We start from the raw sequence: 24,072 nt of genomic DNA on the forward strand, positions 1-24,072 counted from the left end.
AGAGCCCGGGATAGCCGCTGCGCGGCTCAAGCCCCCAGGAGCTCCCGCAGCTGCCGCTTCAGCACCTTGCCGTTGGCATTGCGCGGCAACGGGTCTGCCGTGATCGCCATGGTTTCGGGCACCTTGTAGTCCGACAGCCGCTCCGCGCACCAGGCCCGCAACTCGGTGTCCGCGACCGGGCTGCGCGTCACCACGACCGCGTGGACGCGCTCGCCCAGCACCGGGCAGGCCCTGGCGATGATCGCGCTCTCGACCACGGCGGGATGCCCCGCCAGCACGGATTCGACCTCGGCCGAATAGATCTTCAGGCCGCCACGGTTGATCATGTCCTTCTGCCGGTCGAACACGCGGACAAACCCCTCCGCGTCGACCGAGCCGAGATCGCCCGAGTGCCAGAACCCGCTGGTGAAGCTTTCGGCCGTGGCTTTGGGGTTATTCCAATAGCCCTTGATGACGGAGGCGCTCTGGATCCAGAGCTCGCCGATCTCGCCGTGAGGCAGTTCGCGCCCATCCGGATCCATCGCCACGATGCGCGCGCCGGGACACGGCAGGCCGACGCTGTCGATGTGGCTCGCCGTCAGCTCGCCCGGCATGATCGTCGATGGCGATGTCGTCTCGGTCGCGCCGTAGCAGTTCATCAGCTTCAGGCCGGGAATCTTCGCCTTGAGCTTCTCGATGGTCGCGACCGGCATCGGCGCGCCGCCAAAGCCGCCGATGCGCCAGCTCGACAGATCGTAGCTGTCGAAATCGGGCTGCAGCAGGCAGAGATTGTACATCGCCGGCACCATCACCGTGTAGGTGACGCGCTCGCGCGCGGCGAGCTTGAGGTAATCGGCGGCCTTGAACTCGGGCATGATGATCAGCGCGCCGCCACAGCGGATCATGGTGGTGATGTTGGCGACGACGCCGGTGACATGGCCGAGCGGCACCGCTGCGATCGAGCGATCGGTTTGCGTCAATTGCAGACAGGAGACGAAGACCATCGAGGAATGCACGATGTTGCAATGGGCCAGCATCGCGCCCTTCGGCTTGCCCGTGGTGCCCGAGGTGTAGAGGATCATCGCGGTGTCCTCCTCGCCGACCTCGACAGGCGCCGCCGCCGACGGGTTGTCGGCGAGCACCGCGAAACGCGACAGAGCCGGATCATCGTCGACGGCGATACGGTGCATCACATCGGGCACATCCTGCGCATCCGGCAGCCGCTCGGCGAGCGCCGCTTCGTGGATCAGGATCTTTGCGCCGCAATCGGTCAGCACATAAGCGATTTCCGGTTTCTGTTGGCGCGTGCCGAGCAGCACCGTCACCAGCCCCTCATGCGCGGCGGCAAACAGCAGCAGGGGAAACTCGACGCGGTTACCGAGCAGGATCGCGATGCGATCGCCGCGCTGCAATCCGAGCCTGCGAAATCCCTCTGCAATCCGTGCGGCCTGCTCCACGGCCTGCTGCCAGCTCAGGCGGACATTGCCCGCGATCAGCGCTTCACCGTCGGGATTGCGGGCGCAGGCTTCCGCGATCATCGCCCACAGGCTCGCCGGCCGATCCCGGAAGGCGGGCACGACCCGATCACCAAAACGCGCCTCGTATCGCATCGGCGGGAGCTGCGATTGTGACCAGTCCATCGGCGTGCCTCGGTGTTGTTGCTCTTGCTCCCTTCCGCGCATAGGCAAGGAGCTCCTGTCTTGTGCCGAACAGCTAGACGCCGATGACGGGAACACCGATCACGACGGGATGGAATGCGAACGCCAGCGCCAGATAGGCGATGATGCCGACCGCAACTGCGATCAGATCGTTGGTGATGCCGCCGACCGGAATCGGGGGGCCGCCGGCGTCGGTGCGATGCTTGAGCGAAATACGGTCATACACCGCCCAGCCCAGGAACGAGCCGAACAGGATGATGGAGCCGAGATCACCATTGGCGAGCAGGTGGGCGGCGGCCCACAGCTTGATGCCGGCCAGCATCGGGTGCTTCAGTGTCGCATAGATGCGGCCGCGCAGATATGACGCGACCACCAGGATGACCGCGGGCAGCATCAATGCGAGCGTGATGTGCTTCATGGCCTTCGGCGGATACCAGACGTCGATCCAGCCGGTGGCGCGATACTGGGCATAACCCCAGATGATCATCGCGAGCCCCGCCAGCGAGACCAGCGAATAGAGGATCTTGTAGGATCCCTCGCCAAGCCTTGCGATCGTCTCGGCGCGCATCTCGCGTTTGGTGGTGAACACATGCGCCGCAAAAAACAGCGCAAGCCCCAGGATCATGACCAGCAGACCCACGACATCCTCCCCTTTTGGCCACAGCCCCCGCCTCTGGGGTATCATCGATTGGCCGCCGCTCGCAACTCGCGTCCCTTATGGTGCAGGGCTATCGCATTTGAATTTTCGAGATGCCGTCATGGCCGGGCTTGTCCCGGGCATCCACGTTCTTAGTGCTGCGTAGAAAGACGTGGATGGCCGGGACAAGCCCGGCCATGACGACGTGGGGAGGCTCGGTGCCCATAGCCCACATCTCATATGCGATAGCCCTGCCTCATGGTGGGAGGAGCGAAAGCGCCGTGTCGATGAGGGATGGAAGGAGCCCTCGCGGTTACTTGCCAAGCTCGCGATTGTCGACGTAGCGGATCGCGATCGGCCTGCCCGCCAGCGCGCCGCCAAAGCCGCTGGTGAATTTCAGCGGCAGGCAGGCCTTCAACGATGCGTTGATGGCATTGAGATAGGTCGCGCGGGTGTCGGCGGGGACGCCCGCGGTCGCAAATGTCATGCGCGGCGGGCCAATCAGACCGCCCGATCGGTTGAGGCTGAACCGCACCGACATCTGCATGCCTGCCCGCGCCTGGTCAGCGGGAGGAGGTGACCAACACGAACGCAGCTCGGCGAAGAGATCGCCGATCGTATCAAGGTCATGATCGGGGCGCCGGTACTTCGCGATGTCGGCTTGCGATGGAACGCTTTCGACCGTGAGCTGGAGAGTCTCGCCGAATGGGAATGGAATTTCGGTGATGCAAGGTCCCTGAAAAGGCCCGCCGCACGGCTCGTACGAGAACAGCTCCTCTTCGAGAGGACGGCGCCACGCATCCGCCGATGACGGCAGGATTGTCACAAGGAGGAGTACAAGGAGAGAGCGCCACATGACCACGGACCACGGTACCCATCCCCATGGAAAGTGGCACCGGCCGCGCGCGTATCAAGCCTGCGCTCGTTCACATACGCGTTCAAATCCGCTCAGCGGAGGGACGCGGCTGCCCTACCCCTTCTTCTTGACGTCCTTGACGTTGCTGAACTCGATGCCCTCGGCGCGCTCCCTGGTGTAGCCGAGATAGAATTCGTTCCGGGCGAGATACACGGGATCGCCGTCGACGTCGTCGGCGATACTGGAGGTGTTGGCGGCGATGAAGGCGTCGAGCTTCTTGCGGTCCTCCGAGGAGACCCAGCGCGCGAGCTGAAATTCGCTGACCTCGAACTCGACCGGCAGCGAATACTCCGCCTCGAGCCGCGCCTTCAGCACGTCGAGCTGGAGCGCCCCGACCACGCCGACCAGCGCCGGCGCGCCGTCGCGCGGGCGGAACACCTGCACCACGCCCTCTTCCGACATCTGCTGCAGCGCTTCCTTCAGCTTCTTCGCCTTCATCGCGTCGGTGAGCCGGACGCGGCGGACGATTTCCGGAGCGAAGCTCGGCACGCCCACGAAGTTGAAATCCTCCCCTTCCGTCAGCGTATCGCCGATGCGTAGCGTGCCGTGGTTGGGAATACCGACGACGTCACCGGCGAAGGCTTCGTCCGCGACCGAGCGGTCCTGGGCGAAGAAGAATTGCGGGCTCGACAATGGCATGCTCTTGCCGGTGCGCACGAGCTTCGCCTTCATGCCGCGGCTGAGCTTGCCCGAGCACAGACGGGCGAAGGCGATGCGGTCGCGGTGGTTCGGATCCATGTTGGCCTGGATCTTGAACACGAAGGCGCTCATGCGCGGATCAGTGGCCTCGACCTTGCGCTGGTCGCTGTCCTGCGCACGCGGCTCGGGCGCAAACTTGCCGAGACCTTCCAGCAGGTCGCCGACGCCGAAATTGCGCAACGCGCTGCCGAAATAGACCGGCGTCAGATGGCCTTCGCGGAACGCCCCGAGCTCGAACGGTTTTGATGCCGCCGTGACGAGCTCGAGCTCGTCCTTCACGGCAGCGACGTCGAGATTGGCGTTGAGCTTGGCCAGCTCTTCGATCTCGATCTGCTGCGCCGCACCGGTCTTGGCGCCGCCGCCTTCGAGCAGGCGCACGCCGCCATTGACGACGTCGTAGGTGCCGAGGAAGTCGCGGCCGCGACCGACCGGCCAGGTCATCGGCGTGGTATCGAGCGCCAGCGTCTTCTCGATCTCGTCGAGCAGCTCGAAAACGTCGCGGCTCTCGCGGTCCATCTTGTTGATGAAGGTGATGATCGGGATGTCGCGCAAGCGACACACCTCGAACAGCTTCCGGGTGCGCGCCTCGATGCCCTTGGCGGCGTCGATCACCATCACGGCGGAATCGACCGCGGTGAGCGTGCGATAGGTGTCTTCCGAAAAGTCCTCGTGGCCCGGCGTGTCCAGGAGGTTGAACACGAGGCCTTCGAACTCGAAGGTCATCACCGAGGTCACGACCGAGATGCCGCGTTCGCGCTCGATCTTCATCCAGTCGGAACGCGTATTGCGCCGCTCGCCCTTGGCCTTGACCTGGCCGGCGAGATTGATGGCGCCGCCGAACAGCAGCAGCTTCTCGGTCAGCGTGGTCTTGCCGGCGTCAGGGTGGGAAATGATCGCAAAGGTCCGCCGCCGCGCCACTTCAGCGGCAAGCGGGGAACGGGCCGGCGATTCGGCTGTGGTGATGGCGATGTCGGACATGGCGGGAGCGTGTGGCAGGGAAAACGGGCCTGATCAAGCCTCATTTGGTGATTGCGGAGCCATTCGGCCAGCCCCATATCGGCTTCCGGGAAGGACGGCCTTCCGTTTCTCAGCACCTCAGCCGCGGGGACGACCCTGCCTGAAATGGAGGGTCGTCATGGCCTGGAGCATCCTGTTCGTCGCCGGCCTTCTCGAGATCACCTGGGCGATTGGCCTGAAATACACTGAGGGGTTTACCAGGCTTGTGCCGTCGGTGATCACCCTGGTTGCCATGGCCGGCAGCGTCATCCTGCTCGGATTTGCGCTCAAATCGCTCCCGGTCGGAACCGCCTACGCGGTCTGGACCGGCATCGGCGCGGTGGGCACTGCGACGCTCGGCATCGTCCTGTTCGGCGAGCCGGCAACGGCCATGCGCGTTGCCAGCATCGCCCTGATCGTCGCCGGAATCATCGGACTGAAGCTCGTCACCTGACGAAGATCTGGACCAGCCACCACGTCAGCGCCGCGACGATGGCTGAGGCCGGGATCGTGATCACCCAGGCATAGACGATCGAGCTCGCGACGTTCCAGCGCACCGCCGAGACGCGGCGGGCGGCGCCGACGCCGACGATGGCACCGGTGATGGTGTGGGTGGTCGAGACGGGAACTCCGAGATAGGTCGCCATGAACAGGGTCGCGGCGCCCCCCGTTTCGGCGCAAAAGCCCTGCATAGGCGTCAATTTCGTGATGCGCAGGCCCATGGTGCGGACGATGCGCCAGCCGCCCATCAGCGTGCCGAGCGCCATCGCCGCCTGGCAGGACAGCACCACCCAGAACGGCACCGAGAACTCGGTGCCGAGATGGCCCTGCGAATACAGCAGCACCGCGATGATGCCCATGGTTTTCTGCGCGTCGTTGCCGCCATGACCGAGCGAATAGAGCGAGGCGGAGGCGAATTGCAGGATGCGAAAGGCGCGATCGACCGCGAACGGCGTCGAGCGCACCGAGGCCCAGGAGACGATCGCCACCAGCATCATGGCGAGCAGGAAGCCGACCAGCGGCGACAGCACGATTGCCAGCACCGTCTTGGACAGGCCGCCCCAGACCGCGGCCGAGATCCCCGCCTTGGCCATGCCGCCGCCGACGAGGCCGCCGATCAACGCGTGCGACGACGAGGACGGGATGCCGAGCGCCCAGGTCACGAGGTTCCAGACGATCGCGCCGACCAGCGCTGCGAAGATCACCTGGGCGTCGACGACCGCGGGATCGATGATGCCGGTGCCGATGGTCTGGGCGACGTGCAGTCCGAACACCATGAAGGCGATGAAATTGAAGAAGGCGGCCCAGAACACCGCGAATTGCGGCCGCAGCACGCGGGTCGAGACGATGGTCGCGATCGAATTGGCGGCGTCGTGCAGGCCGTTCAGGAAGTCGAACAGCAGCGCGACGGCGATCAAGCCGACCAGGATGGGAAGACCCAACGCGGCATCCACGGCGAGGCCCTGCTTAAAGCTTGCGCATGATCTGAGCGGAAAACCGCTGCACACTTTTCCGGATCATGCGCTACACCTGCTCGATGACGATGCTGTTGATCTCGTTCGCGACGTCGTCGAAGCGATCGGCCACCTTCTCGAGATGATCGTAGATCTCGACGCCGACGATGAAGTCCATCGCATTGCCGTCGCGATGCTTCAGGAACAGCTCCTTCATGCCGATGTCGTGGAGATCGTCGACCCGGCCCTCCAGCTTGCCGAGTTCTTCGGTGATGGCGGTCAGCATGGCGACGTTCGGGCCGATCGACTGCATCAGCGGCAGCGCACGCCCGACCAGATTGGCGCATTCGATCAGGAGCCCGCCGATCTCGCGCATGGGCGGCTCGAAGGTGCGGACCTCGAACAGCATGACCGCCTTGGCCGTCTGCTGCATCTGGTCGATGGCATCGTCCAGCGACGTGATGAGGTTCTTGATGTCGCCGCGGTCGAACGGGGTGATGAAGGTGCGGCGCACCGCCGTCAGCACCTCACGGGTGATGTTGTCGGCGTCATTCTCGAACTGGTTGACGCGCTGGCAATAGACCGGCGTCTCCTCGCCCCCGTTGAGCATGCCCTGAAGCGCGATCGCGCCCTGGATCACAGTCTGGGCATGCCGGTCGAACAGGTCGAAGAACCGTTCTTCCTTGGGCAGGAACGCACGAAACCAACGCATCATGGGGATAGGCTACCGGTTGGAAATGGTCAGGCCCGGAGGGCTGTCATGAAACTGTCATAGACCATTTTCGATCCGCGCGCGTGTCATCTCACGCCCGCGGAGCCGGGTCATCCACCACTTTCACGCATCAATGAAATCGATGCAATATCAATCGTTTAAAGCGACCTGCGGAAGTAATGCGCGATTTCGCCGATGACGCCGCGGCGGAAGGTGAGCACGCAGACCACGAAGATCGCGCCCTGGATCACCGTCACCCACTGGCCGAAGCCTGCCAGATATTGCTGCATGGCAATGATCACGAAGGCGCCGACCACGGGCCCAAAGATGGTGCCGAGACCACCGACCAGCGTCATCAGCACGACTTCACCCGACATGGTCCAGTGCACGTCGGTGAGCGAGGCGTTCTGCGCCACGAACACCTTCAGCGAACCGGCAAAGCCCGCCAGCGTGCCCGACAGGACGAAGGCCAGGAACTTGTACTGGTCGGTGCGGTAGCCGAGCGAGATCGCCCGCGGCTCGTTCTCGCGGATCGCCTTCAGGACTTCGCCGAACGGCGAGTTGATGATCCGGAAGATCAGGAGGAAGCCGGCAAGGAAGCCCGCCAGCACGACGTAATAGAGCACCGTCGGCTTGGAGAGATCGAAGACGCCGAACATGTGCCCCTGCGGGATACCCTGGATGCCGTCCTCGCCGTGGGTGAATGGGGCCTGGAGATAGATGAAGTACAGGAGCTGCGACAGCGCCAGCGTGATCATCGAGAAATAGATGCCCTGGCGGCGGATCGAGATGTAGCCGGTGATGATCGACAGCACGAACGCCGCAGCGATGCCGACGAGGATGCCGAGCTCCGGCGGCAGCGCCCACACCTTCAGCGCATGCGCGCTGCAATAGCCCGCCGTGCCCAGGAACATCGCGTGGCCGAAGGACAGCAGCCCGCCGTAGCCGATCAAGAGATTGAAGGCGCAGGCGAGCAGCGCAAAGCACAGCGCCTGCATCACGAAGAAGGGATAGACGCCGGTGAACGGCACGGCCGCCAGCAGCAGCGCCATCAGCACGAACACGATCATCTCGTCGCGCATCGCGCGAGGGGTCACCGGCAGCGTGTCGTCCGTCAGGGTTGTCATCTCAGGCCGCCCTTCCCGTCAATCCCGTTGGCTTCACCAAGAGCACCAGCACCATCAGCACGAACACGACGGTGTTGGAGGCCTCGGGGTAGAAATACTTGGTCAGGCCCTCGATCACACCGAGCGCGAAGCCGGTGATGATGGAGCCCATGATCGATCCCATGCCGCCGATCACGACCACCGCGAACACGACGATGATGAGGTCGGCGCCCATCAGCGGCCGCACCTGGTTGATCGGCGCCGAGAGCACGCCGGCGAGCGCGGCAAGGCCGACGCCGAGACCGTAGGTCAGCGTGATCATGCGCGGCACGTTGATGCCGAAGGCGCGCACCAGAGTCGGATTCTCGGTGGCGGCGCGCAGGTAGGCGCCAAGCTGCGTCTTCTCGATCAGGAACCAGGTCGCAAGGCACACGACGAGAGAGAACACCACGACCCAGCCGCGATAGACGGGTAAGAACATGAAGCCGAGATTCATGCCGCCCTTGAGCTGGTCCGGAATGGCGTAAGGCAGGCCGGAGGAGCCGAAATAGTTCTGGAACACGCCCTGCACGATCAGCGCGATGCCGAAGGTGAGCAGCAGGCCGTAGAGATGATCGAGCCCGGTCAGCCATTGCAGCATGGTCCGCTCCAGGATCATGCCGAAGATGCCGACGATGATGGGCGCGAGCAGCAATGCCCACCAGTAGTTGATCCCGCCGAGGTTCAGCAGGAAATAGGCGACGAAGGCGCCCATCATGTAGAGCGCGCCATGGGCGAAATTGATGATGTTGAGCATGCCGAAGATCACGGCAAGCCCGAGACTGAGCAGCGCGTAGAACGAGCCGTTGATCAGTCCCACCAGTAGCTGAGCGTATAGAGCCTGCATCGATCCCGCACCCGGTCCCTTCGGCGTTCCCTGAAAGTCGCCCGCAGGCCTCGAGGCCTGCGGGCCGTTATCTTATTTCTTCAACAGCGCGCACTTGCTCTCGGACAGCGGCGTGAAAGCCTGGTCGCCCGGCACCGTGCCGACCAGCTTGTAGAAGTCCCATGGCCCCTTGGACTCCGAGGGCTTCTTGACCTCGAACAGATAGGCGTTGTGGATGGTGCGGCCGTTGGGCTGGATCTCGCCCTTGCCGAACAGGTCGTCCTCGGTCGGCATCGACTTCATCTTCTCGACGATCTTGACGCCGTCATGAGGATTGCCGCCGAGCGCTTCGAGGGCCTTGAGATAGTGGCGCACGCCGGCATAGACCCCGGCCTGCACCATGGTGGGCGGGGCATTGTTCTTCATCTTCTCGGCGAAGCGCTTGGAGAACGCCCGGGTCTTGTCGTTCATGTCCCAGTAGAACGTCTCGGTGAAATTGAGTCCCTGCGCCGTCTCGAGGCCGATCGCCTTGACGTCGGTGAGGAAGAGCAGGAGCGCCGCGAGCTTCTGGCCGCCCTTGCCGATGCCGAACTCGGCCGCCTGCTTGATCGCGTTGGTGGTGTCGCCGCCGGCATTGGCGAGGCCGATGATCTTGGCCTTGGAGGCCTGCGCCTGGAGCAGGAAGGAGGAGAAGTCCGGCGTGTTGAGCGGGTGCTTGACGCCGCCGAGCACCTTGCCTCCGTTGGCCGTGACGACCGCGCTGGTGTCGCGCTCGAGCGCCGCACCGAAGGCGTAGTCCGCGGTCAGGAAGAACCAGGTGTCGCCACCGGCCTTCACCAGCGCCTGGCCGGTGGTATGGGCCAGCATGTAGGTGTCGTAGGTCCAGTGCACGGTGTTGGGCGAGCACTGCGCGTTGCTGAGGTCGGATGTCGCCGCACCCGAATTGATGTAGACGCCGTTCTTTTCCTTGATCACGTTATTGACGGCGAGCGCCACGCCCGAGTTCGGCACGTCGACGATGACGTCGACCTTGTCGACGTCGAACCACTGCCGCGCGATCGCGGTGCCGATATCGGGCTTGTTCTGGTGATCGCCGGAGATCACGTCGATCTTCCAGCCCTTCGCGGCGAGGCCGGAATCCTCGACCGCCATCTGCGCGGCGAGCGTCGAGCCGGGGCCGCCGAGGTCGGCGTAGAGCCCGGACTGATCGGACAGCGCGCCGATCTTGACCGTCTTGTCCTGCGCCGACGCGACGCATGTTGCGGCGAAGGTGAGCGCGGTGGTCAGCAGCAATGACGCAATCGACCTGGTCTTCATGCAACTTCCTTTTTGAATTTTCTCGTTGGCAGTTCTTCAACTTCAGCACGGTCTCTTCGGAAAACCGCTACATACTTTGCGCTGACGCGGCGCTCCGGGTCCTGATCATGCTCTAGACACCCAAATAGGTGTGCAGCTTGTCCATGTTGGCGGCGAGCTCCGAGTTGGAAAATCCGTCAATGATCTTGCCGTGCTCGACCACGTAGTAGCGGTCGGCGACGGTGGATGCGAAGCGGAAGTTCTGCTCGACCAGGAGGATCGTGAAGCCCTCCTTCTTGAGCCGCGCAATGGTGTGACCGATCTGCTGGATGATGACGGGCGCAAGGCCCTCGGTCGGCTCGTCCAGCATCAGGAAGCTCGCGCCGGTGCGCAGGATGCGCGCGATCGCGAGCATCTGCTGCTCGCCGCCCGACAGCTTGGTGCCCTGGCTGCCCAGCCGCTCCTTCAGGTTCGGAAACAGATCGAAGATCTGGTCGAGCGGCAGTCCGCCCGCGCGGACGACCGGCGGCAACATCAAGTTCTCCCGTACGTCGAGGCTGGCGAATATGCCCCGCTCTTCCGGGCAGAACGCGATGCCCATCCGCGCGATCCTGTCGGAGGTTGCGCGGATGATCTCCTGGTTGTTGAACTTCACCGAGCCGGAGCGCTTGCCGATGATGCCCATGATCGACTTCAGCGTGGTCGTCTTGCCGGCGCCGTTACGCCCGAGCAAGGTGACGACCTCGCCCGCGTTCACGTCGAAGTTGATCCCGTGCAGGATGTGGGACTCGCCGTACCAGGCTTCGAGGTTGCGGACTTGGAGGATGGGTCCGCCGGTCGCGGCCCTGGCCGGGGCCTCGGCGATCGCAGTGTCAGGCATGACCGGCTCCCAGATAGGCTTCCTTGACGCGCTCGTCCTTGGTGAGCTCGGAATAATGGCCCTGCGCGAGCACCTGCCCGCGCGTCAGCACGGTGATGATGTCGGAGAGGTTGGCCACGACGCTCAAATTATGCTCGACCATGAGGATGGTGTATTTCGCCGAAATGCGCTTGATCAGCGCCGCGATCTTGTCGATGTCCTCGTGGCCCATGCCGGCCATCGGCTCGTCGAGCAGCATCATCTCTGGGTCGAGCGCAAGCGTCGTTGCTATCTCAAGTGCGCGCTTGCGCCCATAGGGCATCTCGACCGCCGGCGTGTTGGCAAACTCGCTGAGGCCGACATCGCTCAGCAGCTCGCGCGCGCGATCGTTGAAGCGGTTGAGCACGGACTTGGAGCGCCAGAAATCGAACGAAGAGCCGTGCTGGCGCTGAAGCGCGACACGGACGTTTTCCTGCGCGGTGAGATGCGGAAATACCGCCGAAATCTGGAACGAACGCACGAGGCCCATGCGGGCCACGTCGGCCGGCGCCATCGCCGTGATGTCCTGCCCCTTGTAGAGGATCTTTCCGGCTGACGGTTTGAGGAACTTGGTCAAGAGATTAAAGCAGGTCGTCTTGCCGGCCCCGTTCGGGCCGATCAACGCGTGAATGCTCCCACGGCGAACCTTGAGCGCAACGTCGCGGACGGCGAAGAAGCCCGCAAACTCCTTGGTCAAGCCTTCCGTTTCGAGAATGAACTCATCGGCCAAACAGATTTCCCCCTGCCCGCGCGAGGCGCGTGGCTGTCCTTGTTGCTTCGGCTGTCCGGAGGACTTGCAGCCCACCCGGAGCGCCGCCTCCGGGCGCGGAATATGCCGGAGGTGACGGGGGTTAGGCAAGGCGGAAAGCTGAGCAGGTCAGGCCTCCGGCTGGGATACAAATGCTCCCTTAGTCGGAGATGTCTGGATGTCGTGCCTGCCCGGCCTCCCGGTTCGCAAGGCACCGGCCATCAAGCCGTCGTTAACGGTCTTTCGTTCCGTGCGCCAGCCTTCATCGAAAATTTTCCCACAAGCGGGATCATGCGCGCGTCTTCACGTGCGGAGAATATTGCTTTGGATTTTGCAAATGCCGCTCCCTCCGTCGTCAAATCGATCCGGCAACGCGATCTCCTGAACACGTGGCTGCGACTTTATGCGCGCCAGCAGATCGCGCCGGCGATCTGGGAGTATCAGCCCGCGCGACTCGAGGAAGAGCTCTCGGATCTCATCTACTATACGGTCGAATTTTCGACGCCGACGCCGCGCCTCGTCATCCAGAGCGAGGGCACGCGCATCTCGCGTGCCTATGGACATACCGGCAAGGGCGTTCTGCTCGATGATTATGTCGGACCGCGGCTCGCCCCGTTCGTGATGCCGATCTATCATGAATGCGTCGCGCGCGGGCTGCCCGTCTACAGCGTCGCCAATGTCGAGGACATCTACGGGCGCATCGTCGCCTATGAACGGCTGCTGCTGCCCTTCCAGACCGACGGCAAGGTCTGTCACGTCATCGCGTCGATCAAGACCTTCTGCGAGGACGGCGGCTTCGAGATCAAGAACCTGATGCGCGGAAATGACGCGCTGCCGCGTCCAAAGCTACGCGCTGTGATCGATCGGGAGCTGTTTCATCGCACCCCTGCCCGCATCGCGCCTGCCGAGACGGTCGAGTTCTCCGACCAGCCGGGGCCCGGCATGACCGCCGAGACCATCGAGCTGAACTAGCGGTCAGCGCGCTTTGGCGCCGACCTCCTTGGCATAGACATCCGGCTTGAAGCCGACCAGCAGCTTGCTGCCGATTTCCAGCACCGGGCGCTTGATCATCGATGGTTGCGCTAGCATCAGTGCCAACGCCTTCTTCTCGCTCAAGCCTTCCTTGTCGGAGTCCGGGAGCTTCTTGAAGGTCGTCCCGGCGCGATTGAGCAGCGTCTCCCAGCCGACCTCGTCGCTCCACTGCTTGAGCTTGTCCTTCTCCACGCCCGCCGCCTTGTAGTCATGAAACTCGTAAGGCACGCCATGAGCATCGAGCCAGGCGCGGGCCTTCTTCATGGTGTCGCAGTTCTTGATGCCGTAGATGATGTTGGACAAGACGTTTCCTCGCGCATGCGTGATGCTTCGGTTGTGGCGTTGTACGAAACTCCGGTTCGCGCGACAATATTGCGGACCACCCCAACTCTCCGAGCAGACATCCCATGCACGTTACCCACAATCCCGCAGCTGCCGCCTCACCGACCATCGACTTCAACAGCTTCCTCGCGGTCGATGTCCGTGTCGGCACCATCGTCGACGCCAAGCCGTTTCCGGAGGCGCGCAAGCCGGCCTGGCGGCTGTGGATCGATTTCGGCCCCTCCATCGGCGTGCGCAAGAGCTCGGCCCAGATCACCGAAAACCACCCGCTCGATACCCTCGTTGGGCAACAGGTCGCGGCCGTCGTCAACTTCCCGCCGCGCCAGATCGGCCCGGTCGTGTCCGAGGTGCTGACCCTCGGCTTCCCCGATGCCAACGGCAAGGTCGTGCTGGTGCAGCCGAGCAGGCCCGTGCCGAACGGCGGGCGGCTGTTCTAGGATCACGGCCGCTTCGGAATGTTCAGCCCGCGTTGCACCGCCGGACGCGCCAGCCCGCGTTCGAGCCAGGCGCCGACCGCCCTGAACTGGCTGAACGCCACCAGATCGCCGGCGCCGTAGAACCCGATGAGATTCCGCACCCAGCCGAGCATGGAGATGTCGGCGATGGTGTAGTCGTCATCCATGAACCACCGCCGGCCGGAAAGATGCGTCTCCATCACACCGAGCAGGCGCGTGGACTCATTGACGTAACGCTCCAGCGGCCGCTTGTCCTCGAAATCCTTGCCGGCGAATTTGTGGAAGAAGCCGACCTGGCCGAACATCGGCCCGATGCCGCCCATCTGAAAGTGCACCCACTGGATGGTCTGGTAGCGGCGAGCGGGATCCTCCGGCAGAAGCTTGCCGGACTTCTCCGCGAGGTATTGCAGGATCGCTCCGGACTCGAACAGCGGCAGCGGCCTGCCCCCGGGACCGTTGGGATCGAGGATCGCCGGGATCTTGCCGTTCGGATTGAGCGAGAGAAACTCCGGCGTCTTCTGATCATCCTTGCCGAAATCGACCAGGTGGACTTCGTAGGGAAGTCCGATCTCCTCCAGCATGATCGAGACCTTGACGCCGTTTGGCGTCGGCAAGGAATAGAGCTGGAGCAGTTCGGGATGTTTCGCCGGCCAACGTTTGGTGATGGGAAAGGCGGACAGATCGGACATCGGGACCTTTGGTGCATGGACTGAGGCGTGCTCAATCTAGGCGAGGCGCCGTGCGGCGCAAGTCACACTTCGTCCCGGCAAACCTGCGCCTATGGCCGCAGCGTCGCCATCGCCACGATCGGGGTCATTGCCTCATGCTGCAGTCGATGCTCGATGAACCGTTCACCGGTGATCAACAGCAGGGCCGTAAAGGCGATCGCGAGCATCGCGGTCGCCAATTGGCACACGTCGTACATGGCATTTTGTCCCTCAACAGCCTATGGCGTAAAACGTCGGCTCCAGCGCCACGTTCCGAGGCGACATGAAAATATTGCTATTTTTTCCCGGATCGCGCTGCGAAGATATCGCGCTGTTCCGGCAGCCCGCGGAGGGACCAATGTCCCTCTCGAGCGTTGTCGCTGGATGAACATCGAGAAACGCGCTCTGCTCGATCACGCCGAACGCTGTCGCCGCGTCGCGAAGGGTCTCGCGCACAGCGGAGCCGCGCAACGGTTGCGAGCAATGGCCGACGAATACCAAGCGAGAGCAACAAGACTGAACGAGGGCGTCTCCTCGAATCCAGGCCGCAATAGTCGCAGCCACTTCGAAAACAATGGCGATCGGGAGGGCTGACTTCAAAAATTGATTTCCATCCGCAATCCGCGCGGATCGATCTCCTCTCCGCCGACACGTTGCGTGCTGTCGCGTGCAGCGACCGCGCAGGCGCACGCATCGATGAGATCGTCGCGGCCGATGCCGGTGCCGTGGCGAAGCGTCAGCCATCGTTCGATCCTGATGAAGCCCCGGTCTCTCAGCAGGGCGATACGCTGCTCGCGGCCTCGCAGCGACGTCTTCGGTTCAAGCCGGACCCGACCTGCGAGATTCCAGAAGATCAATTCCGGATGCGCTTCCCCCACCGTCTCCTGCCGCGCCGGCGTCATGACCTCGTCGACCTCTTTGATCTTGTCCCTGATATTCCAGAGCTGCGCCGACACACCCCTGCCCTTGCCCTCGTGCGTCCAATAGTGGCGATTGGCCGCCGCCATGTCGGGAAAGCCCCAGAGGTCTCTGCGCGCGCCAAGAAACACGGCAGGGCCGATCAGCTCGCGCGCACGCAGATCGCACGCACGATAGCCGCTCGGCTTCAATCCGATCGGCATGTCGATCATCGCACGCGCATGCGGCAGCGCGAGCAGACGCGTCAGGCCCGGCGAATAGTCGAAGCCGTGATCCCCACGGTCGTCGATCCAGGCCGCGACCCAGCCGAAGCGAAATCCGTCCAGCCCCAAATAGTTTGGCACGTCATGCGTCCGTCAATTTTCGTTTTCGCGCGCGTCTCGCTTGACATCCGCAAGTTGCGGGCGTATGTCCCGCGCCCTCGCAAGCACTTCCGTTTGCGACAGACACCATGAACCGAGCGATGTCATACCGCTACGAAAGAATTGTCCGCATGCCGAATAGCCCGAAGCTATTCGACATCGCATGCCCGGCTCATGGGAGCGATCTTGCCTGACAGCGAGATCGACCGTCCGCTTCTCACGGACCCTCCCGAGCCTGCCGCTCCGGAGGGTTTTTTGTTGCCCGCCGCGCGGCCCAACCGAACAACCCGGCAATGGCCGGAACGGGAGACCCGGATCCCGGGGCTCGCGCTGAGAAGGCGCGTGCCCAAGTGCGCGGGGCCTGCCGGAGGGAACGAGGCGATGAGCCGGACACCGATGGCAGAGCGAACCCAAAAGGGTTCGCAAAGTGCGGCGCGTCGACAGCGCCGCGATAGAATTTTCGTAACTTGGTTTGCCGCGAGCGATCGCGGCTCAACCGACGTTGGTGGTGAAGATGTCGGATACTTCTCCACACGGCACAGCGGGTATGCCTCCCGCCTTTGACACACGCACCGGGATGCGGCCTCGGAAAAGGTACGCACGCGGCCCGGCGCAGGATTCGTCCGTTGGGGACGGAGACTGTGTTGTCGTCACTGAAAGCCGATATCGCCCGTTCCCCAGCGTACCCATCAACGGCCGATGCGAAAGCACCGGCCTGGCGGTGGTGAAGATGTCTGTTACTTCGGTAGAGCGCCGTCCCGGCTTGCCGGGACGGAGGTCGCGGGTTCGAATCTCGCCGGCTGAAATGCCGTAGCTCAGTTCTTGCTCTTCGGAGCGGCAACAGCATCGCCCGTTCCCCGCCAACCCCTTCACGATCCGTGGTGAAGATTTCTGTTACTTCGCCTACCACGCGAGAGGTCGCGGGTTCGAATCCCGCCCGGTGTCCCATGCACCGGTAGCTCAGAGGATAGAGCGCTTTCCGGCAAGCTTCGGCTCGTCGGGTGCAGCAATCGCCCGTTCCCGGATCGTGTCCCCTTAGCCACCGCCGGTGGTGAAGAGCGCTGTTACTTCGGATCGCAATGTCGAAGGTTCGACTCCTTCCGGACGAAAGTCCGTAGCTCAGCGGTAGAGCATGTGACTTGCCCGCAAGGGCAGTACAGCCTCGCTTGTTCCCCGGCACCCGTTTCCATTGCTCATCAACCCAAGAGGAGGCCATCATGGTCAGGCTCAACAAGATCGTTCGCGCCTTCACGCGGGAGGGTGCGCGCGCAGTCCGCTTCACGCCCGAGATGGAGCTGAAGCGCGCGCTGATGAACTGCCTCCTGTGGGAGGACCAGTTCTACGAGGACGGCGTCGCGATCGCCGACCGTATCAAGGCCCTCGTGCCCAAGGTCGCGCCCGCGCGCGTCGCGCAGCTTGCGATCGAGGCGCGCGAGGTGATGAAGCTGCGGCACGCGCCGCTGCTCGTCATCCGCGAGATGGCCCGGAGCGAGAAGCACCGCGGCCTCGTCGCGGACACGCTCGCCCAGGTGATCCAGCGCCCCGACGAGATGACGGAGCTGCTCGCGATCTACTGGGCGGATGCGCTGGGGCCGATGCAGCAGCGCAAGCGTCAGCCGGTCTCGGCGCAGGTCAAGAAGGGTCTTGCCCGCGCGCTGACCAAGTTCGACGCCTACCAGCTCGCCAAGTGGGATCGCGACGGCGCGGTGCGGATCAGGGACGTGCTGTTCCTGGTCCACGCCAAGCCGAAAGACGCCGAGCAGGCCAAGGTGTGGAAGCAGCTCGTCGACGGCGAGCTCGCCTCCCCCGACACCTGGGAGGTCTCGCTGTCGGCCGGCCAGAACAAGCGCGAGACCTTCGAGCGGCTGATCGCCGAGCGAAAGCTCGGCGGCCTGGCGCTCTTGCGCAATCTGCGGCTGATGCAGAACGCGCAGGTCCCGCGCGAGACCATCGCAGGCGCGATCGAGGCGATGCGGACGGATCGTATCCTGCCCTATCGCTTCATCACGGCGGCGCGCTATGCGCCGGACTTCGAGCCCGAACTCGAAGCTGCGATGCTCAAGTCGATCAAGGACCATGTGCGGCTTCCGGGCCGGACGCGGCTTCTGATCGACGTGTCGGGCTCGATGTTCGCGACCCTCTCCGCGCAGTCGGAAATGACGCGCGCGGAGGCAGCGTGTGGCCTTGCCATCCTCGCGCGCGAGATCTGCGACGAGGTCGAGATCTTCACCTTCAGCAATGAAGTCGTGAAGGTTCCGCCCCGCCGCGGCTTCGCGCTCAGGGACGCGATCATCAACTCGCAGCCGCACGGCGGGACCTATCTCGGCAAGGCAGTGACGGAGATCGACCGCAAGGGCGATCGCCTTATCGTCTTCACCGACGAGCAGAGCCACGACCAGGTGCCCGAGCCCAGGGCGCGCGGCACCATGGTCAACGTGGCCTCGTATCAGCACGGTGTCGGTCACGGCGCCTGGACGCGCGTCAACGGCTTCTCGGAAGCCGTGGTCGCGTGGATCGCGGCGTCGGAGACGGCGTTGAACTGATGCGCAACGACAACGGCCCCGGACGCAGGACACTGCGCCCGGGGGCCTCAGAACTCTCTGAAATGATCCGCCCACCCGCTATGGTGGGAGCGGAATGACAAGGACCCACGACCATGCGACGACCCGATCCCTACATGGAACGCGCCCGCGAGCTCTGCCTCGCCGCCGGTGTCGATCCCGACTCGCGCGTCGGCGAAGGACGCGGCCAGCCGGCCTGGTGCCTGTACAAGGACGCTGCGCGCAAGGAGCATCTTGCCCGCGAGGCCAATGCGACCGCGAGCTCGATCGCCGCGTTCCGGACGCAGGATGCCCGCTTCCAGAATGCGCCGCTGAAGGTGTTCGGCCCGCATGAGGACGCCACGATCGCCCAGATGCGCAATTGCATGGCCATCGGCAACGTCGTCTCCGGCGTGATCTGCGCCGACGGCCATCTCGGCTATGCGCAGCCGGTCGGCGGGGTCATCGCCTATGAGAAGCAGATCAGCATCTCCGGCGTCGGCTTCGACATCGGCTGCGGCAACATGGCGGCTCGGCTCGACACGCGCTTCGACGACATCGCGGGGATCGCTCCCACGATCATCCGCGACGTCGCCAAGACGATCTCGTTCGGCGTCGGCCGTGCCAACGCGGAACGGGCCGAGCACGACCTGTTCGACGACGGCGATGCCTGGCGCGAAAGCGACATGGAATCCTACCGCCAGAAGGCGGTGGCCCAGCTCGGCACGGTCGGATCGGGCAACCACTATGTCGACCTCATGCGCGACGAGGAAGGCTTCGTCTGGATCGGCGTCCACTTCGGCAGCCGCGGCCTCGGACACACCTCCGCGACGCGCTACCTCAAGGCCGCCGGCGGAAAAGACGGCATGAACGTCCCGCCCGCCGTGGTCGACGAGGATAGCGAGCTCGGACGCCGCTACATCGCGGCGATGCAGCTCGCCGGGCGTTATGCCTATGCGGGCCGCGAGTGGGTCGTCGAGCGCGTCCGCCGGATCATCGGCGGCAGCGTCACCGAGAGCGTGCACAACCACCACAATTACGCCTGGCGTGAGACCCACGACGGCAAGGATTTGTGGGTGGTGCGCAAGGGCGCGACCCCGGCGTTTCCCGGCCAGAAGGGATTCGTCGGCGGCTCCATGGGCGACGATGCCGTCATTCTCGAAGGCGTCGACAGCCCGGAGGCCAAGGCCTCGCTCTACTCGACCGTGCACGGCGCCGGCCGCCTGTTCGGACGACGTGAGGCGAAGCGGCGCTTCTCGCGCGACGAGATGGACCGCTGGCTCAACGAGCGCGGCGTCACCTTGATCGGTGCCGACCTCGACGAGAGCCCGATGGCCTATCGCCGCCTACCGGACGTGCTGGCGCAGCACGCCGGCACCGTGACGGTGCTGCACACGCTGCGGCCGTTCGCCGTCGCCATGGCCGGCGAAGGCGAGTTCGATCCGTGGAAGGACTGAGGACAGCATCGCGAGCGGGAGGCAACGCCTTCCGCTCGCTTTGCTTGTCGCGGCAGAGCTCGATGACCGGGCCGCGTTTCGCGTCAGCCCGCGCCGACCGCCTGATAGGCCAGGCGCTTGAACTCGAAGAAGAACGGATTCCAGAAGCCCATGTAGCGCTGGGCCATCAGCACGCCGGCGGTATTGGCCTCAGGGCAAATCCACCAATGGGTGCCGGCAAGGCCGCCCCACTGGAATTCGCCGCTCGCGTTCGGCGGATCGAACGGTGTCGGCGCGAAGGTGACGGCGCCGCCGAGGCCGAATCCCTTGCCAGGGATCGGGCCGAGATTGGCGAAGCGGATGGTCTGCCCCGCGGGCAGCTGGTTCGTCATCATCTGCCGCAGCGTGTCCGGCTTCAGCAGCGTGTCCGAACCGGGCAGCAGAGCGCGGACCAGCGCCAGCATATCGGGTAAGGTCGAGACCAGACCGCCACCGCCCGACAGCCGCGGCAATTGCCGCCGATAGGCTTGCGGATAAGGCAGATGGTCCGCCCGGGTGAGGCCGGGCTTCATGGGATCGAGCACATCAGCGCCATTGTAGAGTGCAACCAGCCTGCCTTGCTGCGCCTCGGGAACGTGGAAGCCCGTATCGGTCATGCCGAGGGGATCGAAGATGCGCAACTTCAGAAACACATCGAGCGCCTGGCCGGAGACGACCTCCACGACACGGCCGAGCACGTCCGTCGCCACCGAATATTCCCAGGCCGTACCAGGGTGATAGGACAGCGGCAGCTCGGCCAGTTGTTCGATCAGGTCGGTTAGCGGCGTCAGCGGATTGAGCACGCGCGCCTCGTTGTAGCCTTTGAACAGCACCGTGCCGGGATCGAAGATGCCGTAGCTGAGACCGGAGGTATGGGTCAGGAGCTGGCGGATCGTGATCGGGCTCTTGGCCGGCTCGGCGTCCGACAGACTTGCCGCACCCTGCTTGAGCACCTTGCGATTGCCGAGCTGCGGCAGGAATTTCTCGATCGCATCATCGAGCCCGATGCGGCCTTCCTCCACCAGCAGCATGATCGCGCAGGTGACGAAGATCTTGGTGTTGGAAAACGCGCGGAAGATATGGTCGGGCCGCAGCGTCGTGTTCGCCTCACGGTCGGCAGAGCCGACGCATTGCTGGTCGACCACCTCGCGGCCGCGCAGCACCGCTCAGGATACGCCGGGAATGATCTCCTGATCGACGTAGCGTTGCATCGCCGTCCGTACGGCGGAAAAATCAGGTGTCCCGGCGTGCATGTATCCCCCAATTGTGCTTGGGATCGATATAGCGCGAATTGCCGGGATATGAAGCCCACCCTGCAGCTCATCCCTGCTTCATCAGCACGGTGACCTGCAGGCGGCGCCGAATCCGCATGCCCTGCCGCTGGTACAGCGCAATGGCAGACGTATTGCTCGAGAACACGTGCAGGAACGGAATTTCCCCGCGCGCCTCGATCTGGCGCGCGATGGCGGCGAGCAGCGCCTGTGCGTAACCGCGCCCGCGATGATCGGGATGCACGCAGACCGCTGTCATCTCGGTGAAATTTCCGGGCTTCATCCGCTCGCCGGCCATGGCGACCAGCTCGCCGCGCGCGCGAATGCCGAGGAAAGTGCCGAGCTGGTGCGTCCGCGCCGCGAACGGCCCGGGCTTGGTCAGCTCGGTCAGTGCCATCATGGCGGGAACGTCGGCCGCGCCCAGGCGGACGATCTCGGCATCGCGCAGCGAAGCGTCGGCGGGCGAGCCGATCATCTGCTCGCCGGGCTCGGCGAGCAGCACCTTGAAGCCGGTGGGAATTTCGACCGGCTCGAGCGTGAACAGCACCGCGACTTGCGAGCCCGACATGAGATCGCCGAGTGCCGCAAAACTTGCCACGGACATGTCGGCCATATCGGCAAACGGCGTCATGTCCACGGGATAGCGCAGAGCCCGCAGGCCGCCCTCAGCCAAGTGCCTCTGGCTGGTCGTCAGCGCGCTCCAGATCGGACGATCGAGCAGCGCCTCATCGCCGTCGGACATCGGCCTAGTCCTTGTCGAAGCTGACGATGACGGCGGCGTTGGCGATGAGAATGGGGTCGTTGGCCACTTCCGTAGCCGAGGGGATCTCCAGCCCGCCCTTGACCGCGGTCACGGTCACGGTGCCGTAAGGCAGCTCCCTGGCGACGGCTTCCTTGTCCACCGCCTCGGGGTTGGGCACGCCGATCGTGACGTCCACGAACATGTCGTTCGCGGTCTTGCCGATCATCCGAAAGAAGCCGAGGCTCGAATGCCTGATGGCATCGGAGACCGCACGCTTGGCCGCCTTGGTGGCGTCCCTGCCGTGGACGTCGACGCCCATGCCCATCTCGGTGACACAACGAACGCGGGTCATTTCATATTCCTGTGGTTGTTGGGTGAATGAGAGTGTCGGGGATCGGGGATCGCAACACAAGCGGTGATGAAGTTAGCAGGAGATCTCCGCCGAGACTTCCGTCATTGCGAGCGCAGCGAAGCAATCCAGAATCTTACGGCGGAGGCAGCCTGGATTGCTTCGCTGCGCTCGCAATGACGGTGTGGGAACCGTCTCGCCGCATCAATCAAGCCTTCGCCTTCTCATGCGCCCGCAGCTCGTCCACGAGCACGCGCACGTTCTCGGAGTAATTGATCGGGATCGAGACCAGGTGCACGCCGCCTTCCTTGAAGGCGGCCTCAAGCGTCGGGCCGAAGCTGTCGATGCTCTCGATGCGGTGGCCCTTGGCGCCATAAGCCCTCGCATAGAGGACGAAGTCGGGATTGCCAAAGGTCATGCCGTAGTCGGCAAAGTGATCGACGACCTGCTTCCAGCGGATCATGCCGTAGGCGTTGTCCTCCAGCACCAGCACGACCAGGTTGAGCTTGAGGCGGACCGCCGTCTCCATCTCCTGGCTGTTCATCATGAAGCCGCCGTCGCCGGCAACCGCAAGCACGCGGCGATCGGGATAGAGCATCGCGGCCATCATCGCCGACGGCAGGCCGGCGCCCATGGTCGCCAGCGCGTTGTCGAGCAGCAGCGTGTTGGCGACGCGCGTGCGGTAGTTGCGCGCAAACCAGATCTTGTACATGCCGTTGTCGAGCGCGACGATGCCGTTCTCGGGGATCACCTGGCGGATGTCGTGCACGATACGCTGCGGCGTCGGCGGCCAGCGCGCCTCGGTGGCCCGGTCGGCGATGTGATTCAGGATCTCTTCCCGCAACGGCAGCAGCGCCGCGGCCTGCGGCACTTTGCCTTCGAGCCGATCCGCCAGCAGCTCCAGGCTCGGGCCGACGTCCCCGACGACCTCGGCATCGGGGAAATAGACCTGTTCGACGCTCGCCGGCGTGTAGCTGACGTGAATGACCTTCGGGCCCGAGGGGCCCATGATGAAGGGCGGTTTCTCGATCGGATCGTGGCCGATCGCGACGATCAAATCGGCGGCATCGATCGCGTCATGGACGTAGTCGCGCTCCGACAGCGCGGCGGTCCCCATATAGAGATTGGTACCGCCGGGCACGGTCCCCTTCCCCATCTGCGTTGTGAAGAACGGAATGCCGGTCCGCCGCACGAAGCTTGCGATGCCGTGTGTCGACCGCGGCCGGCTGGTCGCGGCTCCCATCATCACCAGCGGGCGCCTTGCGGCCATGATCATCTCGGCGGCACGGTCGAGCGCGGCACGGTGGGCGACGGGGATTTCGATCGGATGGACGGGGACCACGGGAACGCCGGGCACTTCGTCGCCGGCAACGTCTTCGGGCAGTTCGAGATGCACCGGCCCGGGCCGCTCCTCCATCGCGACGCGGAAGGCATCGCGCACCACGGTCGGGATGCTGGAGGCGCTGACGATCTGCCGCGACAGCTTGGTCAGCGGCTTCATGGTCGCCACCACGTCCACGATCTGGAAGCGGGCCTGCCGGCTGCTCATGATCGGCTTCTGGCCGGTGATCAGGATCATCGGCATGGCGCCGAGATGCGCATAGGCGGCGCCCGTCGACAGGTTGAGAGCACCGGGGCCGAGCGTCGACAGACAAACGCCGGGCCTGCCGGTCAGGCGCCCATGCGTGGCAGCCATGAAGGCCGCGGCCTGCTCGTGACGGGTCAGGACCAGTTCGATCCTGGACGCGCGCAGCGATTCCACCAGGTCCAGGTTCTCTTCGCCGGGAATGCCGAAGATTCTGTCGACACCTTCGTTCTCCAGCGCCGCGACGAATAGATCCGATCCCTTAACCTTGCGTTCCTGCCCGCTCATGTCGTCTCCACTCGCTGTGCTGGTTCGTGAGGGTGTCACGGC

The 24,072-nt window shown here is 64.2% G+C and carries 25 protein-coding genes and 1 tRNA gene; 6 read left to right on the forward strand and 20 right to left on the reverse strand.

Features of this window, described 5'->3' with window-relative positions:
- Positions 1–26: 26 nt before the first annotated feature.
- From XH96_RS22700 to XH96_RS22715, 4 genes are all read right to left on the reverse strand, one after another.
- Positions 27–1,619 (reverse strand): class I adenylate-forming enzyme family protein, encoded by a 1,593-nt coding sequence (locus XH96_RS22700; protein ID WP_194387743.1) that lies wholly within the window; start codon positions 1,617–1,619, stop codon positions 27–29.
- 73 nt (positions 1,620–1,692) lie between these two features.
- The gene (locus XH96_RS22705) at positions 1,693–2,277 is read right to left on the reverse strand and encodes an NnrU family protein (RefSeq protein ID WP_194387744.1); all 585 of its coding nucleotides are present in this window, start codon (positions 2,275–2,277) and stop codon (positions 1,693–1,695) included.
- Positions 2,278–2,587: 310 nt separating this feature from the next.
- Positions 2,588–3,130 carry a hypothetical protein gene (locus XH96_RS22710; protein WP_194387745.1) on the reverse strand — a complete coding sequence of 181 codons (543 nt, stop codon included), beginning with the start codon at positions 3,128–3,130 and terminating at the stop codon, positions 2,588–2,590.
- 114 nt (positions 3,131–3,244) lie between these two features.
- Positions 3,245–4,867: a peptide chain release factor 3 gene (locus tag XH96_RS22715; RefSeq protein WP_131871515.1), complete on the reverse strand. Its 1,623-nt coding sequence runs from the start codon at positions 4,865–4,867 to the stop codon at positions 3,245–3,247.
- A gap of 157 nt (positions 4,868–5,024) precedes the next feature.
- Here XH96_RS22715 and sugE point away from each other — a divergent pair, with 157 nt between their 5' ends.
- On the forward strand, positions 5,025–5,339 hold the full coding sequence (sugE, locus tag XH96_RS22720) for a quaternary ammonium compound efflux SMR transporter SugE (RefSeq protein WP_194387746.1): 315 nt from the start codon (positions 5,025–5,027) through the stop codon (positions 5,337–5,339).
- Here sugE and XH96_RS22725 read toward each other — a convergent pair.
- The 7 genes from XH96_RS22725 to XH96_RS22755 form a co-directional block, all read right to left on the reverse strand.
- Positions 5,332–6,339 (reverse strand): inorganic phosphate transporter, encoded by a 1,008-nt coding sequence (locus XH96_RS22725; protein WP_194387747.1) that lies wholly within the window; start codon positions 6,337–6,339, stop codon positions 5,332–5,334. The genes sugE and XH96_RS22725 overlap by 8 nt on opposite strands.
- 70 nt (positions 6,340–6,409) lie before the next feature.
- A complete protein-coding gene (locus XH96_RS22730; RefSeq protein WP_028178030.1) occupies positions 6,410–7,054 on the reverse strand; it encodes a DUF47 domain-containing protein in 645 nt (214 codons plus the stop codon).
- A 155-nt stretch (positions 7,055–7,209) separates the two neighbouring features.
- Complete coding sequence (locus tag XH96_RS22735) at positions 7,210–8,178, reverse strand: branched-chain amino acid ABC transporter permease (RefSeq protein WP_028178029.1); 969 nt, start codon at positions 8,176–8,178, stop codon at positions 7,210–7,212.
- Position 8,179: 1 nt separating this feature from the next.
- On the reverse strand, positions 8,180–9,043 hold the full coding sequence (locus XH96_RS22740; protein ID WP_028178028.1) for a branched-chain amino acid ABC transporter permease: 864 nt from the start codon (positions 9,041–9,043) through the stop codon (positions 8,180–8,182).
- A 72-nt stretch (positions 9,044–9,115) separates the two neighbouring features.
- Positions 9,116–10,339: an ABC transporter substrate-binding protein gene (locus XH96_RS22745; protein WP_194387748.1), complete on the reverse strand. Its 1,224-nt coding sequence runs from the start codon at positions 10,337–10,339 to the stop codon at positions 9,116–9,118.
- Between the two features lie 112 nt (positions 10,340–10,451).
- Positions 10,452–11,198, reverse strand: coding sequence for an ABC transporter ATP-binding protein (locus XH96_RS22750; protein WP_194387749.1), 747 nt, complete (start codon positions 11,196–11,198; stop codon positions 10,452–10,454).
- Positions 11,191–11,946 (reverse strand): ABC transporter ATP-binding protein, encoded by a 756-nt coding sequence (locus XH96_RS22755; RefSeq protein WP_131871509.1) that lies wholly within the window; start codon positions 11,944–11,946, stop codon positions 11,191–11,193. The genes XH96_RS22750 and XH96_RS22755 overlap by 8 nt, the downstream gene beginning before the upstream one ends.
- Positions 11,947–12,255: 309 nt before the next feature.
- Here XH96_RS22755 and XH96_RS22760 point away from each other — a divergent pair, with 309 nt between their 5' ends.
- The gene (locus XH96_RS22760) at positions 12,256–12,936 is read left to right on the forward strand and encodes a hypothetical protein (protein ID WP_194387750.1); all 681 of its coding nucleotides are present in this window, start codon (positions 12,256–12,258) and stop codon (positions 12,934–12,936) included.
- Between the two features lie 3 nt (positions 12,937–12,939).
- On the opposite strand, the gene XH96_RS22765 is transcribed toward XH96_RS22760, so the two are convergent.
- Positions 12,940–13,299, reverse strand: a complete 360-nt coding sequence (locus XH96_RS22765) for an ArsC family reductase (protein WP_194387751.1) — start codon at positions 13,297–13,299, stop codon at positions 12,940–12,942.
- Positions 13,300–13,403: 104 nt separating this feature from the next.
- On the opposite strand from XH96_RS22765, the gene XH96_RS22770 reads away from it, so the two are divergent.
- Positions 13,404–13,775 carry a tRNA-binding protein gene (locus XH96_RS22770; RefSeq protein WP_194387752.1) on the forward strand — a complete coding sequence of 124 codons (372 nt, stop codon included), beginning with the start codon at positions 13,404–13,406 and terminating at the stop codon, positions 13,773–13,775.
- A gap of 2 nt (positions 13,776–13,777) precedes the next feature.
- Here the strand turns inward: XH96_RS22770 and XH96_RS22775 are convergent, their stop codons facing one another.
- From XH96_RS22775 to XH96_RS22790, 4 genes are all read right to left on the reverse strand, one after another.
- A complete protein-coding gene (locus XH96_RS22775; protein ID WP_194387753.1) occupies positions 13,778–14,482 on the reverse strand; it encodes a glutathione S-transferase family protein in 705 nt (234 codons plus the stop codon).
- 89 nt (positions 14,483–14,571) lie between these two features.
- On the reverse strand, positions 14,572–14,718 hold the full coding sequence (locus tag XH96_RS22780) for a hypothetical protein (RefSeq protein WP_194387754.1): 147 nt from the start codon (positions 14,716–14,718) through the stop codon (positions 14,572–14,574).
- 13 nt (positions 14,719–14,731) lie between these two features.
- Positions 14,732–15,100, reverse strand: coding sequence for a hypothetical protein (locus tag XH96_RS22785; protein ID WP_194387755.1), 369 nt, complete (start codon positions 15,098–15,100; stop codon positions 14,732–14,734).
- The gene (locus tag XH96_RS22790) at positions 15,097–15,762 is read right to left on the reverse strand and encodes a DUF429 domain-containing protein (RefSeq protein ID WP_194387756.1); all 666 of its coding nucleotides are present in this window, start codon (positions 15,760–15,762) and stop codon (positions 15,097–15,099) included. The genes XH96_RS22785 and XH96_RS22790 overlap by 4 nt, the downstream gene beginning before the upstream one ends.
- Before the next feature lie 970 nt (positions 15,763–16,732).
- Here XH96_RS22790 and XH96_RS22795 point away from each other — a divergent pair.
- The 3 genes from XH96_RS22795 (at position 16,733) to XH96_RS22805 (ending at position 19,777) form a co-directional block, all read left to right on the forward strand.
- Positions 16,733–16,889, forward strand: a tRNA-Arg gene (locus XH96_RS22795).
- A gap of 108 nt (positions 16,890–16,997) precedes the next feature.
- Positions 16,998–18,323 carry a TROVE domain-containing protein gene (locus XH96_RS22800; RefSeq protein WP_194387757.1) on the forward strand — a complete coding sequence of 442 codons (1,326 nt, stop codon included), beginning with the start codon at positions 16,998–17,000 and terminating at the stop codon, positions 18,321–18,323.
- Positions 18,324–18,436: 113 nt separating this feature from the next.
- Positions 18,437–19,777: an RtcB family protein gene (locus tag XH96_RS22805; protein ID WP_194387758.1), complete on the forward strand. Its 1,341-nt coding sequence runs from the start codon at positions 18,437–18,439 to the stop codon at positions 19,775–19,777.
- Between the two features lie 83 nt (positions 19,778–19,860).
- On the opposite strand, the gene XH96_RS22810 is transcribed toward XH96_RS22805, so the two are convergent.
- The 4 genes from XH96_RS22810 to XH96_RS22825 all read right to left on the reverse strand — a co-directional run bounded on the left by XH96_RS22810 (position 19,861) and on the right by XH96_RS22825 (position 24,030).
- Positions 19,861–20,958 carry a serine hydrolase gene (locus XH96_RS22810; protein ID WP_246789709.1) on the reverse strand — a complete coding sequence of 366 codons (1,098 nt, stop codon included), beginning with the start codon at positions 20,956–20,958 and terminating at the stop codon, positions 19,861–19,863.
- 157 nt (positions 20,959–21,115) lie between these two features.
- On the reverse strand, positions 21,116–21,808 hold the full coding sequence (locus XH96_RS22815; RefSeq protein WP_194387759.1) for a GNAT family N-acetyltransferase: 693 nt from the start codon (positions 21,806–21,808) through the stop codon (positions 21,116–21,118).
- A 4-nt stretch (positions 21,809–21,812) separates the two neighbouring features.
- Positions 21,813–22,160 (reverse strand): Lin0512 family protein, encoded by a 348-nt coding sequence (locus tag XH96_RS22820; RefSeq protein WP_028178016.1) that lies wholly within the window; start codon positions 22,158–22,160, stop codon positions 21,813–21,815.
- A 205-nt stretch (positions 22,161–22,365) separates the two neighbouring features.
- Positions 22,366–24,030: an acetolactate synthase large subunit gene (locus tag XH96_RS22825; protein ID WP_194387760.1), complete on the reverse strand. Its 1,665-nt coding sequence runs from the start codon at positions 24,028–24,030 to the stop codon at positions 22,366–22,368.
- Positions 24,031–24,072: the final 42 nt, after the last annotated feature.

Origin of the sequence: Bradyrhizobium sp. CCBAU 51765 (genome assembly GCF_015291725.1) — a bacterium.
Taxonomy (GTDB): Bacteria; Pseudomonadota; Alphaproteobacteria; order Rhizobiales; family Xanthobacteraceae; genus Bradyrhizobium; species Bradyrhizobium liaoningense.